At 36.3% G+C, this 13933-nt stretch carries 18 protein-coding genes and 1 pseudogene; 7 read left to right on the forward strand and 12 right to left on the reverse strand.

Annotated features, from left to right (window positions below):
• The first annotated feature begins 107 nt into the window (after positions 1 to 107).
• Both AN490_RS19670 and rpmF read left to right on the forward strand, forming a co-directional pair.
• Positions 108 to 266, forward strand: a complete 159-nt coding sequence (locus tag AN490_RS19670) for a hypothetical protein (protein WP_300006563.1) — start codon at positions 108 to 110, stop codon at positions 264 to 266.
• A 513-nt stretch (positions 267 to 779) separates the two neighbouring features.
• Complete coding sequence (rpmF, locus tag AN490_RS19675; protein ID WP_041457480.1) at positions 780 to 956, forward strand: 50S ribosomal protein L32; 177 nt, start codon at positions 780 to 782, stop codon at positions 954 to 956.
• A gap of 272 nt (positions 957 to 1228) precedes the next feature.
• Here the strand turns inward: rpmF and AN490_RS19680 are convergent, their stop codons facing one another.
• The gene (locus tag AN490_RS19680) at positions 1229 to 2614 is read right to left on the reverse strand and encodes an aldehyde dehydrogenase (RefSeq protein WP_300006564.1); all 1386 of its coding nucleotides are present in this window, start codon (positions 2612 to 2614) and stop codon (positions 1229 to 1231) included.
• A 66-nt stretch (positions 2615 to 2680) separates the two neighbouring features.
• Between AN490_RS19680 and AN490_RS19685 the strand changes: the two genes are divergently transcribed.
• Both AN490_RS19685 and AN490_RS19690 read left to right on the forward strand, forming a co-directional pair.
• The gene (locus tag AN490_RS19685; RefSeq protein WP_300006565.1) at positions 2681 to 3394 is read left to right on the forward strand and encodes a rubrerythrin family protein; all 714 of its coding nucleotides are present in this window, start codon (positions 2681 to 2683) and stop codon (positions 3392 to 3394) included.
• 231 nt (positions 3395 to 3625) lie between these two features.
• Positions 3626 to 4369: a DUF561 domain-containing protein gene (locus AN490_RS19690; RefSeq protein ID WP_168652264.1), complete on the forward strand. Its 744-nt coding sequence runs from the start codon at positions 3626 to 3628 to the stop codon at positions 4367 to 4369.
• A gap of 127 nt (positions 4370 to 4496) precedes the next feature.
• Here AN490_RS19690 and AN490_RS19695 read toward each other — a convergent pair whose 3' ends face one another.
• A complete protein-coding gene (locus AN490_RS19695; RefSeq protein ID WP_300006566.1) occupies positions 4497 to 5645 on the reverse strand; it encodes a DegT/DnrJ/EryC1/StrS aminotransferase family protein in 1149 nt (382 codons plus the stop codon).
• A 186-nt stretch (positions 5646 to 5831) separates the two neighbouring features.
• On the opposite strand from AN490_RS19695, the gene fetB reads away from it, so the two are divergent.
• Positions 5832 to 6608, forward strand: a complete 777-nt coding sequence (gene fetB, locus AN490_RS19700) for an iron export ABC transporter permease subunit FetB (protein ID WP_300006567.1) — start codon at positions 5832 to 5834, stop codon at positions 6606 to 6608.
• A gap of 284 nt (positions 6609 to 6892) precedes the next feature.
• On the opposite strand, the gene AN490_RS19705 is transcribed toward fetB, so the two are convergent.
• Complete coding sequence (locus AN490_RS19705; RefSeq protein WP_300006568.1) at positions 6893 to 7660, reverse strand: hypothetical protein; 768 nt, start codon at positions 7658 to 7660, stop codon at positions 6893 to 6895.
• A 19-nt stretch (positions 7661 to 7679) separates the two neighbouring features.
• Positions 7680 to 8363, reverse strand: coding sequence for a hypothetical protein (locus AN490_RS19710; RefSeq protein WP_300006569.1), 684 nt, complete (start codon positions 8361 to 8363; stop codon positions 7680 to 7682).
• Between the two features lie 238 nt (positions 8364 to 8601).
• On the opposite strand from AN490_RS19710, the gene AN490_RS19715 reads away from it, so the two are divergent.
• A complete protein-coding gene (locus tag AN490_RS19715) occupies positions 8602 to 9420 on the forward strand; it encodes a DUF559 domain-containing protein (protein ID WP_168651853.1) in 819 nt (272 codons plus the stop codon).
• Here AN490_RS19715 and AN490_RS19720 read toward each other — a convergent pair.
• From AN490_RS19720 to aroA, 7 genes are all read right to left on the reverse strand, one after another.
• Positions 9407 to 9676, reverse strand: coding sequence for a hypothetical protein (locus AN490_RS19720; protein ID WP_300006570.1), 270 nt, complete (start codon positions 9674 to 9676; stop codon positions 9407 to 9409). The genes AN490_RS19715 and AN490_RS19720 overlap by 14 nt on opposite strands.
• Positions 9677 to 9693: 17 nt before the next feature.
• Positions 9694 to 10074: a type II toxin-antitoxin system PemK/MazF family toxin gene (locus AN490_RS19725; RefSeq protein WP_300006571.1), complete on the reverse strand. Its 381-nt coding sequence runs from the start codon at positions 10072 to 10074 to the stop codon at positions 9694 to 9696.
• Positions 10068 to 10295: a hypothetical protein gene (locus tag AN490_RS19730; RefSeq protein WP_300006572.1), complete on the reverse strand. Its 228-nt coding sequence runs from the start codon at positions 10293 to 10295 to the stop codon at positions 10068 to 10070. The genes AN490_RS19725 and AN490_RS19730 overlap by 7 nt, the downstream gene beginning before the upstream one ends.
• A gap of 36 nt (positions 10296 to 10331) precedes the next feature.
• On the reverse strand, positions 10332 to 10496 hold the full coding sequence (locus tag AN490_RS19735; protein WP_210967671.1) for a hypothetical protein: 165 nt from the start codon (positions 10494 to 10496) through the stop codon (positions 10332 to 10334).
• A gap of 83 nt (positions 10497 to 10579) precedes the next feature.
• Entirely contained in the window at positions 10580 to 10957 is a 378-nt protein-coding gene (locus AN490_RS19740) for a hypothetical protein (RefSeq protein ID WP_168636440.1), read from the reverse strand.
• A 20-nt stretch (positions 10958 to 10977) separates the two neighbouring features.
• Positions 10978 to 11358, reverse strand: coding sequence for a papain fold toxin domain-containing protein (locus tag AN490_RS19745; RefSeq protein WP_168636441.1), 381 nt, complete (start codon positions 11356 to 11358; stop codon positions 10978 to 10980).
• Between the two features lie 68 nt (positions 11359 to 11426).
• The gene (aroA, locus tag AN490_RS19750; RefSeq protein ID WP_300006573.1) at positions 11427 to 12776 is read right to left on the reverse strand and encodes a 3-phosphoshikimate 1-carboxyvinyltransferase; all 1350 of its coding nucleotides are present in this window, start codon (positions 12774 to 12776) and stop codon (positions 11427 to 11429) included.
• 343 nt (positions 12777 to 13119) lie between these two features.
• Between aroA and AN490_RS19755 the strand changes: the two genes are divergently transcribed.
• Positions 13120 to 13632, forward strand: coding sequence for a hypothetical protein (locus AN490_RS19755; RefSeq protein ID WP_053537950.1), 513 nt, complete (start codon positions 13120 to 13122; stop codon positions 13630 to 13632).
• A 126-nt stretch (positions 13633 to 13758) separates the two neighbouring features.
• Here AN490_RS19755 and AN490_RS19760 read toward each other — a convergent pair.
• A pseudogene (locus AN490_RS19760) lies at positions 13759 to 13857 on the reverse strand (thioredoxin family protein); the annotation flags it as partial.
• Positions 13858 to 13933: the final 76 nt, after the last annotated feature.

Raw genomic sequence — 13933 nt, forward strand, 5'->3', positions numbered from 1 at the left:
TAGTTGCCTTGAGCGTCTAGGAGGATAATTGACTATCCTTTTTAAGCAAGTCTTAAAGAATCTGCGTGTCTTTAGACCGCAGAGTGTCAATCAGGAGCTACAAGTTTATGTTCAGGATTTATACGAAACAACCATTTTCAGTGATCCTCGTTTCAATTATTAGCCAAGTTGGCAAAAAAATCCGAATTATTCATAGTGGAGTTTGGCTGTTCTTAGCAGTTCCTTTGTGGTTAACGACGAAAGCGATCGCACCAATCTTATCATAAGACCTCGCGGTAAGTGGGAAACGAGCGTGTCTTTAGATCTGAGAGGGATGGTTCGACGCAGTTCGACAAGTGTTACAGTGAGCTTGCCGAACTGCTCACTGACCACGGTTTTAACCGCTGTGGTTTTTGGTGCATCTTGACAGCCTCCATATTTTTCGCTAGGATAATTTGATTCTTGTGAAAAAGTAAGCACAATGCTTTAAGCGGAGTGTCTAGTGGCTGTTTGGCACAGCCTTTACGAGTGAAAATCTCTTAAGAATCTCAGCGGCTTTAGCCGCTGAGAGTGTCAATAGAAGTCAGTCGTCCTCAATGGAAAAAACTTCCTGATCCCCAACAAGCGGGCAATTTACTTCAAAACAGCCCGCTTGTTACTGTTCTTTGATCAATAGATGACAAGCATTCCAATCCTTAATCTTTAGCGATGATTTGGATAACAGTTCTTTTAATAGTCCCATAATGTCAATTGATCGCTTACAATAGGAAGGTTGTCAAGAATCACGATATACCGCTGTCATGGCTGTTCCTAAGAAGAAAACATCAAAATCTAAACGAGATAAACGTCGCGCTACCTGGAGACACAAGGCTGTTGTTGAAGCGCAAAAAGCTCTTTCCCTTGGTAAATCCATTTTGAGTGGCCGTTCTAAATTCGTCTATCCAACGACTGAGGAAGAAGAAACAGAAGAATCTTAAAGAAGAATTCAGTAGTCTCCAATTCAGGAGTTAGAATAAATTTATACTCGTGACGGCTGAGATTTGAATTTTTACAAGATTACTAAAAACCTAAATGTGTAAGGGTTTAGCACTGCGCTTTACCCCTACCTGGAGAATCAAACAATTAAGCCATTTTTTGTATCAATACCTACGAATCAAGGCTTTTTTCAATTTGGCTAAGGTATTGAAGTATAGATTGGGATTCCTAGAAAATCCTCAAGTTAAATTCTAACTCTGTGATTCCTGGAATTTTAAATGCCAATAATTTTTTTCAACAGCGATAATTTACCTTGATAGGGTGCGTATCGCCAATTTATATCTAAACGAAATGAGTTTTGCAAGACACTTTTGTCATGAGAAAAAGTGTCAAAACCAGCTTTACCGTGATAGCTACCCATCCCACTATCACCCACACCCCCAAATGGTAAAGAAGAAACAGCAACCTGCATTACTGTGTCATTAATACATACTCCCCCAGATGATGTTTCCTGTAAAATGCGGTTTTGCAGGTTTTTATTTTGGGAAAATAAATATAAAGCCAGGGGTTTTGGTCTAGAGTTAATCAAAGTAATAGCTTCATTAATATCAGTATATTCAATGATGGGTAAAATTGGCCCGAAAATCTCCTCTTGCATAACTGCATCTTCTAAAGAAACATTTTCTAATAAAGTGGGAGCAATATAAAGTTCTTCACGGTTAGTTTCACCACCAATAATCACTTTACCACATTTGAGTAAATAAGCTAATCTGTCAAAATGTTTTTGATGAATAATTCTGGCATAATCAGGACTATTAGCAGGATTTTCACCATAAAATTCTTTGAGACATTTTTGCAAAGCATTAACTAAATTTGGTTTAATTTTAGCATCTACCAACAAGTAATCCGGGGCAATACAAGTTTGTCCAGCATTAATAAATTTACCCCAAATAATGCGTTTGGCGGTATGTTCTAGATTGATATCTGTATCAATGATACAAGGACTTTTTCCCCCCAATTCCAAAGTCACTGGAGTGAGATGTTTTGCAGCAGCTTCCATGACAATTTTACCAATGGCTGTCCCACCCGTAAATAAGATGTGATCAAATTTTTCTGCTAGTAACTGTTGACTAGTTTCGACTGCTCCAGGGACAACTGTAATATATTCTGGATCAAAGTATTTATGAATAAGTTCTGTGATTAAATTGGAAGTATGAGGCGCAAGTTCTGAAGGTTTAATAATAGTACAATTTCCCGAAGCAATCGCCCCAACCAAAGGTGAGATAATTAACTGAAAGGGATAATTCCAAGGACTAATAATTAAAATTACTCCTAACGGTTCTGGATATATTTTAGCCGAGTATGGAAATAAGTCTAAAGGAACGGCTGCTTTTTTGGGTTTTGTCCAAGTATTGATATGTTTGAGAGCATAATCAATTTCTTTATTCACACCGATTTCTGTAGCGTAACTTTCAAATTCTGGTTTACGTAAATCGGCTTTTAATGCTTGAATAATTGCTGTTTTATTCTCAATTACTAATTGTTTGAGGATTTTGAGTTGTGCAATCCGAAAAGTAACATTTTTCGTTTTACCAGTTTGGAAAAACTGCCGTTGTTTGGCAATAATCTCGACGCATTTTGGTAATTCGTTAGTAATCATTTTAACCAAATTTTAAAGTATATGTTTTAATATAATGCAATAACCTCTCATAGAGATTCACCAATTATGGATTTGTCCAATTTTACTACACTACAAAATTTAGAATCAGCCTTTGGTGGGGAATCAATGGCAAATCGTAAATACCTATTTTTTGCAGCAGTAGCACGTAAACTGGGTTTTTCCGATTTAGCGAAACTTTTTAAAGAAACAGCAGATCAAGAAACTGAACACGCTTTTGCACATTTTGAATTATTACATCCAGAACTTGTAGTTAAAGACGCAGCGGTTTTAACTGATGCAGAAAAACGGGAAATTATCTCTCGTTGTTTGTCTTTAGCGATCGCAGGTGAAACCTATGAATATACAACAATGTATCCTGAATTCGCTGCTGCTGCCGAAAATGATCGAGATCATCCCGCAGCGGCAGAATTTCTCCAACAAGCTCAAGAATCTAGTGATCATGCTAACACATTTCGCACCGCAGCCCATCGTTTTGGATTACTTAAATTCATTGAAAATCATCACGCAGATCGCTACACTGAAGCCTTAGAAGTATTAAACGGTGGAGAAGCTGTCACTAGAGTTGTCAGTGAAGATCCGCAAACGCAAAAATGGATTTGTAGACAATGCAGTATGATTTACGATCCGGTTACTGGTGATCCTGATTCGGGAATTGCACCAGGTACACCGTTTGCAGATATTCCTGATGATTGGAATTGTCCTATTTGCGGTGCGACGAAAAAGACTTTTAAGCCCCTTGAGGAAAAAGTTGCTGTTTAAGATAAGTAAATGTCGAAGTTTTATTTGATTCCAAGTACAGGCAAAATATAAGTTATTGGTGTCAGGTCATTAAAAACACATCTACCATTAGTATCCATAATTACAGACACTTCACTACTATTTAATTGAGGAAATTACTGGAGTGAAGTGGACTGAATTTTTTTCAAAATTAAATATTGCTATATTTAGTGTAAAAATATTCCTACTGAAATAAGCTGCAAAAGAAAAATTATGACTATGTATCCTAACCTCAACCGGGCATTTGCTCATCCTGTACTAAAGGTAATTAGCGGGTTGAATAATTTCAATGCTGCTAGTGTGGCTGCAACTGTAAAAGCGGCTGATTTGGGTGGTGCGACTTTTGTGGATATTGCTGCTGATGTGGATTTGGTAAGATTGGCGAAAAGCTTGACTAAGTTACCTATTTGTGTATCTGCGGTTGAACCAGAAAAGTTTGTCACTGCTGTGGCTGCTGGTGCGGATTTGATTGAAATTGGTAACTTCGATTCTTTCTACGCCCAAGGACGCAGATTTGAAGCTGCTGAGGTTTTGGAACTAACTCGCCAAACCCGTGCCTTGCTGCCAGAAATTACCCTATCTGTGACTGTTCCCCATATTCTCACCTTAGACCAACAGGTACAACTGGCTGAAGATTTGGTGAAAGCTGGTGCTGATATTATTCAAACTGAAGGTGGTACTAGCAGCAATCCTATTCACCCTGGTACTTTGGGTTTAATTGAAAAGGCTGCTCCTACTTTAGCCGCTGCTTATGAAATTGCCCGTGCGGTTTCTGTACCTGTACTGTGTGCTTCTGGGATTTCTAATGTTACTGCACCTTTAGCGATCGCTGCTGGTGCATCTGGTGTTGGTGTCGGTTCGGCTATCAACCAACTCAACAGCGAAATCGCTATGATTGCTGCCGTGCGGAGTTTAGTAGAAGCTTTAGCGACTGCAAATACTCGCACATTTGCGTAAAAGGAAGGAGTTCAGGAGTTCAGGAGTTCAGGAGAAAGAAGAAAGGAGAATATAATTCTCCCCCTGTTCCTCTGTTCCCCTGTTCCTCTGTTCCTCTGTTCCTCTGTTTCTTCGCACTTTGACAAATTCAAGATAAACAATTTTTCAAAGTATCAATGACTTTATCTTGTTGTTCTTGCTCCAATTCGGGGAACATGGGTAAAGATAAAACTTCTTGACTTGCTTGTTCTGATACTGGCAATTGTCCTGGTTGATAACCTAAATTTTTATATACTGGTTGCAAATGCAAAGGTAAGGGATAGTAAATCATGGAATTAACACCCTGTTCCTGCATTTGGTTTTTTACGGAATCTCGATATTTACCACTTGCACCATTACGTCTTTCTCCAGAGATGCGAATGGTGTATTGATTCCAAACACCAACTCCGGAGGTAAATTCCTGGGGGACAATGATATCAGAAACTTGACTGAGGTGTTGGTAATAATAATCAGCGATTTGCTTGCGTCTGTTATTCCAAAGATCGAGATAGCGGAGTTTAATTTGCAGAATTACGGCTTGAATAGCATCTAAACGACTATTGACACCGATTTCTTCATGAATATATCTAACCTGACTCCCATGTTCCCGCAAAATTCGCAATTGAGTAGCGATCGCTGGATCATTTGTGGTAATTGCCCCACCATCACCGCAACCACCAAGATTTTTGGTAGGGTAGAAACTAAAGCAACCAATATGTCCAATACTCCCAACTTTTTGATTTTCCCAACTTGCACCAGTAGCTTGAGCGCAATCTTCAATTACTGCTAAATTATGAGCTTTGGCAATCTCCATTAATCCTGTCATATCTACAGGGAGTCCAAATAAATGCACTGGCATAATTGCCTTGGTTTTTGCTGTAATCGCTGCTGCTACTTTTTCTACATCTAAATTAAACGTAGTCGCATCAATATCTACAAATACTGGTATTGCCCCTACCGCACTGATAACTTCCGTTGTCGCAAAAAAAGTAAATGGTGTAGTAATAACTTCATCACCTGCCCCAATTCCTAAAGCGCGTAATGCTAAAAATAGGGCATCAGTACCAGAGTTACAAGTTACGCATTCGCTTACGCCATGATAAGCTGCAAACTGTTGTTCAAAATCTGTAATTGCTGGACCACCAATATAACGCCCAGAAGCCAGAACCGCTAAGACAGCAGCACTTACTTCAGTTTCAATGGTGGCATATTGTTGTTTAATATCAAAGGCGGGAATCGAATTTACACTTTTAATCATGAGGTTTTATTTTAGTTGTCAGTGGTCAGTTGTCAGTAGGGGCGAAGCATTTGGAAGATAAATTATCGGTCATTGCCAAAAATAGTTCTCCAAATGCTTCGCCCGTACAGTTGTCTTAAAAAGATTTCCCTGTTCCCTATTCCCTGTAATACGTAAAGTTTTTAATTGTTAAGAGGTAGAGAAACTATGCCAGAGCTAATCAAACTGGATATGGTAGATTTGGCGTTAGCTATGGGTTTAATGGCTATTGCCATTGGGATATCGGCGTGGGAGCAATTAGGACTAGAATTAAATTTAAGCGTAGCTACTGGTAGAACTATCCTCCAACTACTTGTATTAGGATACACTTTTGACTTCATTTTTGCCGTTAACAATGTTTGGGCGGTACTGGGAATTTTAGCAATAATTTTGACAATTACTGTAATTATTACTCGCAACCGCATCAGTCAAAAAATTCCACAAGTTTTACCTTTAGCTGGAAGTGCGATTTTTGTCAGCACGTCCTTAACATTGCTTTATACCAATTTTTTAATTATTCAACCAGAAAGATGGTATGAACCACGTTATATCATTCCCTTAGCTGGCATTTTGCTGGGTAATGCCATGAATGCAGCCGCCATAGCGGGAGAACGTTTAGTTAGTAGTATCAACCAATTTCCCACGGAAATAGAAACTCATTTAAGTTTAGGTGCAACTCCTGAACAGGCGATTAAGCCCTATCGCAAAGAAGCGATTCGTGCTGCAATTATGCCGACTTTGAATCAAATGATGTTGATTGGTATGGTAACAATACCAACTTTTACCAATGGACAATTATTAGCTGGTGTTGCACCGCTGGAGGCTGTATCCTACGAGATTTTAATTATTTTTATGGTGGCTGTCACAAACTTATTAACAACTATTTTAATTACCAAAGGTTTATGTCGGCAGTTTTTTAATTCAGCAATGCAATTGGTTAGGTAATTGTCTGAATCAGGATGTCCAGGATTAAAGGATGAACAGGATAAATACAGGGATTTTATCACAAATTATCCATTACCAGATTCAACTAGATAACTAGCCCCGGATTTCTCATATATTCTTGAAAAACTGGAGATAATTTAAACAGAATTCTATCTTCTTTTATTTTGGTTACTAAATACCGTTGTTGTAAGGATTGTAAACCATTATTAAAATCAACTGAGGATAAATTTAAACGGCTCTACCGCTCCCTTTATGATATTTTCGGTAAAATATCCCTGAAACCCCTACACCGATTGGATTTGAGGTTTTAATATTTTCAAAACAATGGTTTTGGATATATTAAAAGGATGTTTGATCATAAGGGGAACGGTAGAACCATTTAAACTTTGTCTTAATTCTTCTCTGGAAATAGGGTTTTCAAATTTACTTAGTTCTAATACTATTTGTTGTTCTTGGGGTGATAGGTGGTGAAATGTCTCGTAAAAATGAGACTGCATTTGATTGGTAATATGTAAAGTATTTTCAGCTAAAAAATCAGCAACTTGATCATCATAATTTTTATTGATTAGGATACTAATACTTTTTAAATACAGTAAATTACCTTCATATAATTTGATTAATTTTAACCAACTATCCTCATTTTTTAATGCGGTATTTTTAAGAATTTCTGGATTATCTAAACCTGATAATTCTAAAGATTTAATAGGATATAGTTCTTCATCTAAACATTCCATTTCTGGACATTGTTCTTGACTAATTAATATGACGCTACTTTGATGTTGGGTTTCTGTAATCATTTTGAATAGGGTTTGATAATCTTGATATTCTGGTTGATATTTTCCCGCGAATTGACTAGGAATAAAGATATTTTGTAAATCATCAAGGATAATTAAACATTTTTTATTTGTGAGAATATCAAATAATTGTTTTAATTTATCATTTATTGTTGGTAATGAGTCTAATTTGTGATGTTTTAGTAAATCATCAAGTAATAAATTTGGTTCTACCGTTCCCCTTATGATCAAACATCCTTTTAATATATCCAAAACCATTGGTGTACATGGGTTTAATCTAAATTAATAAGAGGGGTTTCAGGGATATTTTACCGAAAATATCATAAAGGGAGCGGTAGAGCCATAAATTTAAAGATTGGGGGAATTTTAAACTTCTCCAAACTATAGCATCAAACTTTTGTTGATGTAAGTCTATAAATCTTTTAACGAGTGTGGTTTTACCAATACCGGATAATCCTAAGATTGAGATTAAATGAGTATTTTGATTTAATATCCAATAGAAAAGGGTTTGTAGTTCTGTTTCTCTGTTATGAAAGTTGATGATTTGAGGTGCTAAGGTTAAATCGTGATTATTTGATTTAGGTTGAGTATTTATATTAGTTTCTTGAGGTTTTTGATTAGAATGATTTAAGGTTTGTGTCTGACAAAAATTATGATTATTGCTATTTATATTATAGACATCTAACGAATTTGGACATGATTCAATATTTAATCTTTCAAAAGTAGAACGAAAATTAGTTTTTTTAATATCTTCACCTAATGCTTTGGATAAAAGTTGCCATAATTCAGCGCCTATATCTCCGACATGATTTTTAGTAGCATTAAATTCTTGTGCAATATCATCATAGGTGCGTCTTTCCCATGTTCCCTGAACTACAGCAGTTTGAACGTCGTCTAAATGCTTTCCAGTTTTTTCAAAGACTATCTTATCAACAAATGTTACAACTTCGTTTACATTCATAGAATTTATACAGTGTAAAGCTTTTAACCATTATAGATGAATATTGTTCAATTTTTTCCTATCTTTTCCGGTTTTTTTCTTAATATTTTTTAATAAAACAACCGTATAAATCCGTTTATATCAGAATGATTAAAATACTGATATTTTGGCATACTCAGACTTAGTGAAGGGTTAAATTTGTACAACCAGATAAATTAAGTATTTCAATAAAATTAAGTACAAGAGGTTCAAAATCAGTATGGGAGATCATATATTAGATACAACTTTAATGTTAAAAGTTTTATCAAGGCTTTATCCTCAACAAGTTTGGGGTGCAGAGTGGCTACACAACAATGTTCGTAATAAAGCTGAAAAGAGAATGATTCTCAGTCACTATATTATTGAATATAGGGGACAACCAGGGGGTGCTGGCAAACAACATACATGGAAAATATATAATAAAGATATTAATGATGTTAAAGCAAAAATTAGGTTAGATGAGGCTGTAAAGTCTAAAACTCCAGGTTTAATTCCTACTCAACAGCCACAATATCAATCTTCTGGATCTACAGATGAAGCGTTTACTTGGAATGGTTTGCAATTACGTTCTCCTGCTGAACAGAAAATTGCTGAAGAATTGGAGAAAAGGCAAATTTTATTTTTTGCAAATTCTAGATGCAGAATTACAACCAGGATTGGAATAACAGAAACTAAAGAAGCTGATTTCTTAATTTATTATAAAGGTAATTCACGAATACTAGAAGTTGATGGACAAGAATATCATCAGTCAGCCGCAAAAGATCATCAAAGAGATAGACTTTTTGAAAGAAATGGTATTAGTTGTACACGATTTACAGCAAATGAATGTTTAAATGATCCTGCTAATGTTATTGATGAATTTTTGGAATTATTTGATGTCACTCAATTTCCTGCTGAAGTTTATAAGAATGAAAGTATTAAAACAGGGGTAAGTGCGGAAGAAAAAACAACAACAATAGATATTAATGTAAATCAAAAAACTGCACCATCTCCGCGACCTGTGAAAATTGTACCAGATCCAGATGTTATTCCCTTTTAGCAAGTAGGTTGGGTGGAGGTAACGAAACCCAACATTCAGAATCTATAGTTAAAGGAGTATCTTTTAAACATCCTGAAGTTTCTTCAAAAAAATTAGCAGGCCAACCTTTTCCTTTGGGTTTATTGTCCTGTTGAAAATCATCACTAGGTTTTAAAATAATAGTAATAGTTAAATCAGCATTAACCATATTTACAGGAATATCTAAATGTAATATTCCATCTTCACCAACACGAGAATTTAAAGTTATTGTTTCCATATAATTAATTATTTCTTTCAAAGTTCATCAATAATTTTTTCTGCTTTGTTAAAATTAATCCCTAAGATTACAGATAATGCTTCTTCTAATTTAACTAAATAATCATCTTCTAAATGACCAATAATTTTGTTAATTCTTAATTTATCTATTACTCTAATTTGCTCACATAAAATAACTGAATCCTGTTTTAAGCCTCCAATATTAGCGGGTATAAATACATGAGATGTTAAAATAGTTTGTCGAATTTTTGAAGTCAAAGGTACAATAATTGTATGAGGACTGACTTTATTTGCTTGATCTATTTGTACAATTACAACTGGTCTAATTCCTGCCTGTTCTGTTCCTCTAACTGGATTAATATCACATAAAACAATATCTCCTCTTTTTATATCTACCACTTAATTTCTCCTTTTGCCAATCTATCTTCATAATCTTCTAAATTAGAAAGATAATCATTAAAATCAGATTCAGCTATTTCTAAAGATTCTCCGACATCTGGATATAGTTCTTCATAACCATTAAATAATTTTCTTTTAGCTAATTGCTCAAATAATAAATATTTTTCTTCACCAGAAAGAGACTCAATTGATTCCACAATTTTATTGATGGTTTGATTCATAAAACATCTCCTATTGTTTATGGTATTGATATTATATCACAAACCACTTAACCTATCCCCTAATAAATTTCCTTTTTGTAATTCCGTAGTAAAAAACTGAGTATCAGAGCGAATATTTCGATACTTTTTGGCTAAATATTTTAAATTCTTCTGATATTCAGGAGTTAAATCAATATTAATTAAGAAAGACTCATTCTGCATCAATTCCTTCCCACATTTTTTCTAAAGGTATTCTTTTTCCTCCCTGCAATTTGGGTACGAGTTATGGAAGCGATATAATAGTATTATTTTCCTACTGTTACAGTCAGTTTATCCAACTCTAAAATTTCATTCTTAAATTGTTCCAATAATTGAAAAAATAAATCACAAGCTAATTTTTCATCCTCTACTTGAGACAAAATAATACTTTCCCAACCTTCAGTAGAATTAATTTGATATTTTCCTTGTATCCATTTCTGAAATTGAGCAAATTGTTTTTCTTGTTGTGTTAGTTGTAACCCTAACTCACCTCTGGACATACTGTAACCCATCAATAACATTTTTAACCGAGTTATAGATACTTTTCCTAAATACATTCCTGGGCGTTGTTTAATTCTAGTTAATAACTCATAGAGATATTCTTGACTATTTTTATTACCATTAGCGATAGTTATATCTAGCATAATTTTCTCCTGAATATTGATTAAAAGTTTTCTTCAATGACTATTAACTCTTGTCCTAAATGAATTTTACCAAAAAATTGAAAATTAGCTAACCATTCTACCTTTGCTACTCCTTGAGGATGATGATTGTCAAAAACAATTTCTATCCCATCTATTATAACCATAACTCCTTCATGATATCCTGTTTCTGAAATGGCATCACCTCCAATACTATCATCATAAAGAAAACAATTACGATAATCTAAATCAGCTTGTGTATTAATTGTAATTAGTTTGCCTTGGATTCCTACCAGTTGTAAATAGTTTTTTATAGCTACAGCACATTGAACACATTGTAAATTAGCATAACTGTTAGCTATTTCTGCTAAATATTGTTTTTGTTTTAGTGTTAAATACTTCATTCATTTTTAAATTTACTACTTAATTTCTCCTTTTGCCAATCTATCCCCCTTTACCCTGTCCCTAAAAACTATTGACAAATTTCCCGTAATGTGATTGTGAAGTTGGGATAAGAAATAGCAGCAGCTTCAGCGCGGTGAATGGTGGTTGTACCAGTAGCGTTAAGGGCTGCGATCGCTAAACTCATGGCAATGCGATGATCTGTATGGCTATCTACTTCCGCACCGACTAAGGGAGTACCGCCGGTGATTTCCATCCCGTCGGGTAGTTCGGTGATTTTTGCCCCCATTTTATTGAGTTGTTGTGCCATCACGGTAATGCGATCGCTCTCTTTGACTCTTAACTCCTCCGCATCCCGAATAATGGTTGTCCCCTCAGCAAAAGCCGCTGCAACTGCCAAAATGGGAATTTCATCAATTAACCTGGGAATGATATCACCAGCGATGGTACAGCTTTTTAAACCACCGGAACGGACACGGATATCAGCCACAGGTTCTCCCGCTACTTCCCGTTGATTCTCTAGTTGAATATCTGCCCCCATGAGTGCCAATGCTTCTAAAATCCCCGTGCGGGTAGGATTCACACCGACATTTTCCACTACCAAATCTGAACCAGGAACGATCGCCCCCGCAACTAACCAAAAAGCCGCTGAACTGATATCACCAGGGACAATTACAGTTTGTCCGTAGAGTTTCGCCCCACCAGTAATTGTGACACTGTTGCGGTCTGGATCTATACTTAATTCTGCGCCATAAGCCCTTAACATTCGTTCACTGTGATCCCGTGATAAAGCGGGTTCAGTAACGGTGGTTTGTCCTTGGGTGTTTAAACCCGCGAGGAGGATACAGGATTTAACTTGCGCCGAAGCCATGGGAGAATGATAATGAATGGGTTTTAGAGCCTGTCCTTGAATGGCTAGAGGTGCTAAAGTGTTGCCTTTGCGTCCCCAAATTTGCGCCCCCATTTGTTGCAAAGGCTTGACAACACGAGACATGGGACGCGATCGCAAAGAACTATCACCTGTCACCGTGAAAAATCGCCCTGGATGGGATGCTAACAAGCCCAACATCAACCGCATCGTTGTTCCAGAATTACCCGCATCCAAGACGTTTATAGGCTCTTGAAAATTGCCTAAACCGATGCCTTTGACTTTGACTAATTCTGTGTTTAAGTCGGAAATTTCCGCACCTAAAGCCCGAAAACAAGCCGCAGTGCTACGGGGGTCTTCACCTAACAGCAGTCCTTGAATTTGAGTTTCACCTTCAGCAATTGCACCCAACATCAAAGCGCGATGAGAAATAGACTTATCTCCAGGGACTCGGATACGTCCCTGCAAAGACAATCCAGAGGCAGGGCGCTGAATAATTAAGTGATCAGAAGAATTTGCTTGAGTTTCTAAAGTAATAACAATAGCTGACATTAGGATACAATGACTTTTGAATAGAATAAAAGCTAAACAGCGACTTGTTTATCACTATTCACTTCCAATTTAGTATCCTACCGCTTTTTGGCAACTATAATCTTTCTTCTGGTAGATAGCAGGTGACAGGTAATACCATATTGAATGGTTTAGATTAACAAATCAAAATATTTGCTAACGATGAAGCAGGTTTTACTGTTTATTAGACATCTTGCTTGAATGTCTTGTTTTTTGTTGCTTCCAACCACCAAAAACTTCAGCCGTAACGTTAAATAGTAGGCAGAATCAGCAATTTAGAAAATCGCTCAACTTTTATTCTTTATTTGCAACCCCTCACACTCTCATGCTAACTCACCACCGCAAACCCGTATGTTTATCAATGATTTCCACGGACTTACCGATTTGGTCTGTGGTTGACACTGCTGGAACTTTAATCCAAAAGGATACAGATAAATTTCATTTACTATTAACTGCACCACCTCTGATTAGTTGTGAAGTAGGCAGTTATTTAAATCCAGAAGATACAATTTACCCAACTAAAAACAATTTTTCTCCTCCTAGCAGTCCCAGAATTTTATGGCTGGAAATTTCATCTCGGCGGTTAATTATGACAATGCAAGGTAATGCACAAGTCAGTTACCGTCACTTTTGGGAATTAGGTGTTTATGGCATTAGTCGTTTTTGGTTGCCAAATGAATCATTACAACCCCATCAACCTATCCGTTTGCGTAATTTTACCAAAAGTTTTACTCTTAGCGGGCATCCTTTTCCAGAGAATCTCCGTTTAGAATACGAATTATGGACAGGAAAAATCCAATTAGGGCGTTATATTCTCAATTTGGAAATTCAGCATTAAAGGGAACAGGTGACAGGTGACAGGTGACAGGGGTAGGGGAGGTAGGGGAGGTAGGGGTAGGGGAGGGGGCAGGTAAGAGTTTTACCAATTACCAATTACCAATTACCAATTACCAATTACCAATGACTAATAATTAGGTTCATTACCTGATTTCCATTTGATATTGCAACCAATACTAGGTTTTTGTTCACTTGTCACAGGTTGATTATTTAAGAGAGCATAAATAAACGGAGTAATCTGTAGTTTATGTGAACCAAACCACTCAAAACATGAGTAAACGTTATCTAGGTCATAACACCTT

The sequence above is a fragment of the Anabaena sp. AL09 genome (genome assembly GCF_001672255.1).
Taxonomy (GTDB): Bacteria; Cyanobacteriota; Cyanobacteriia; order Cyanobacteriales; family Nostocaceae; genus Dolichospermum; species Dolichospermum lemmermannii.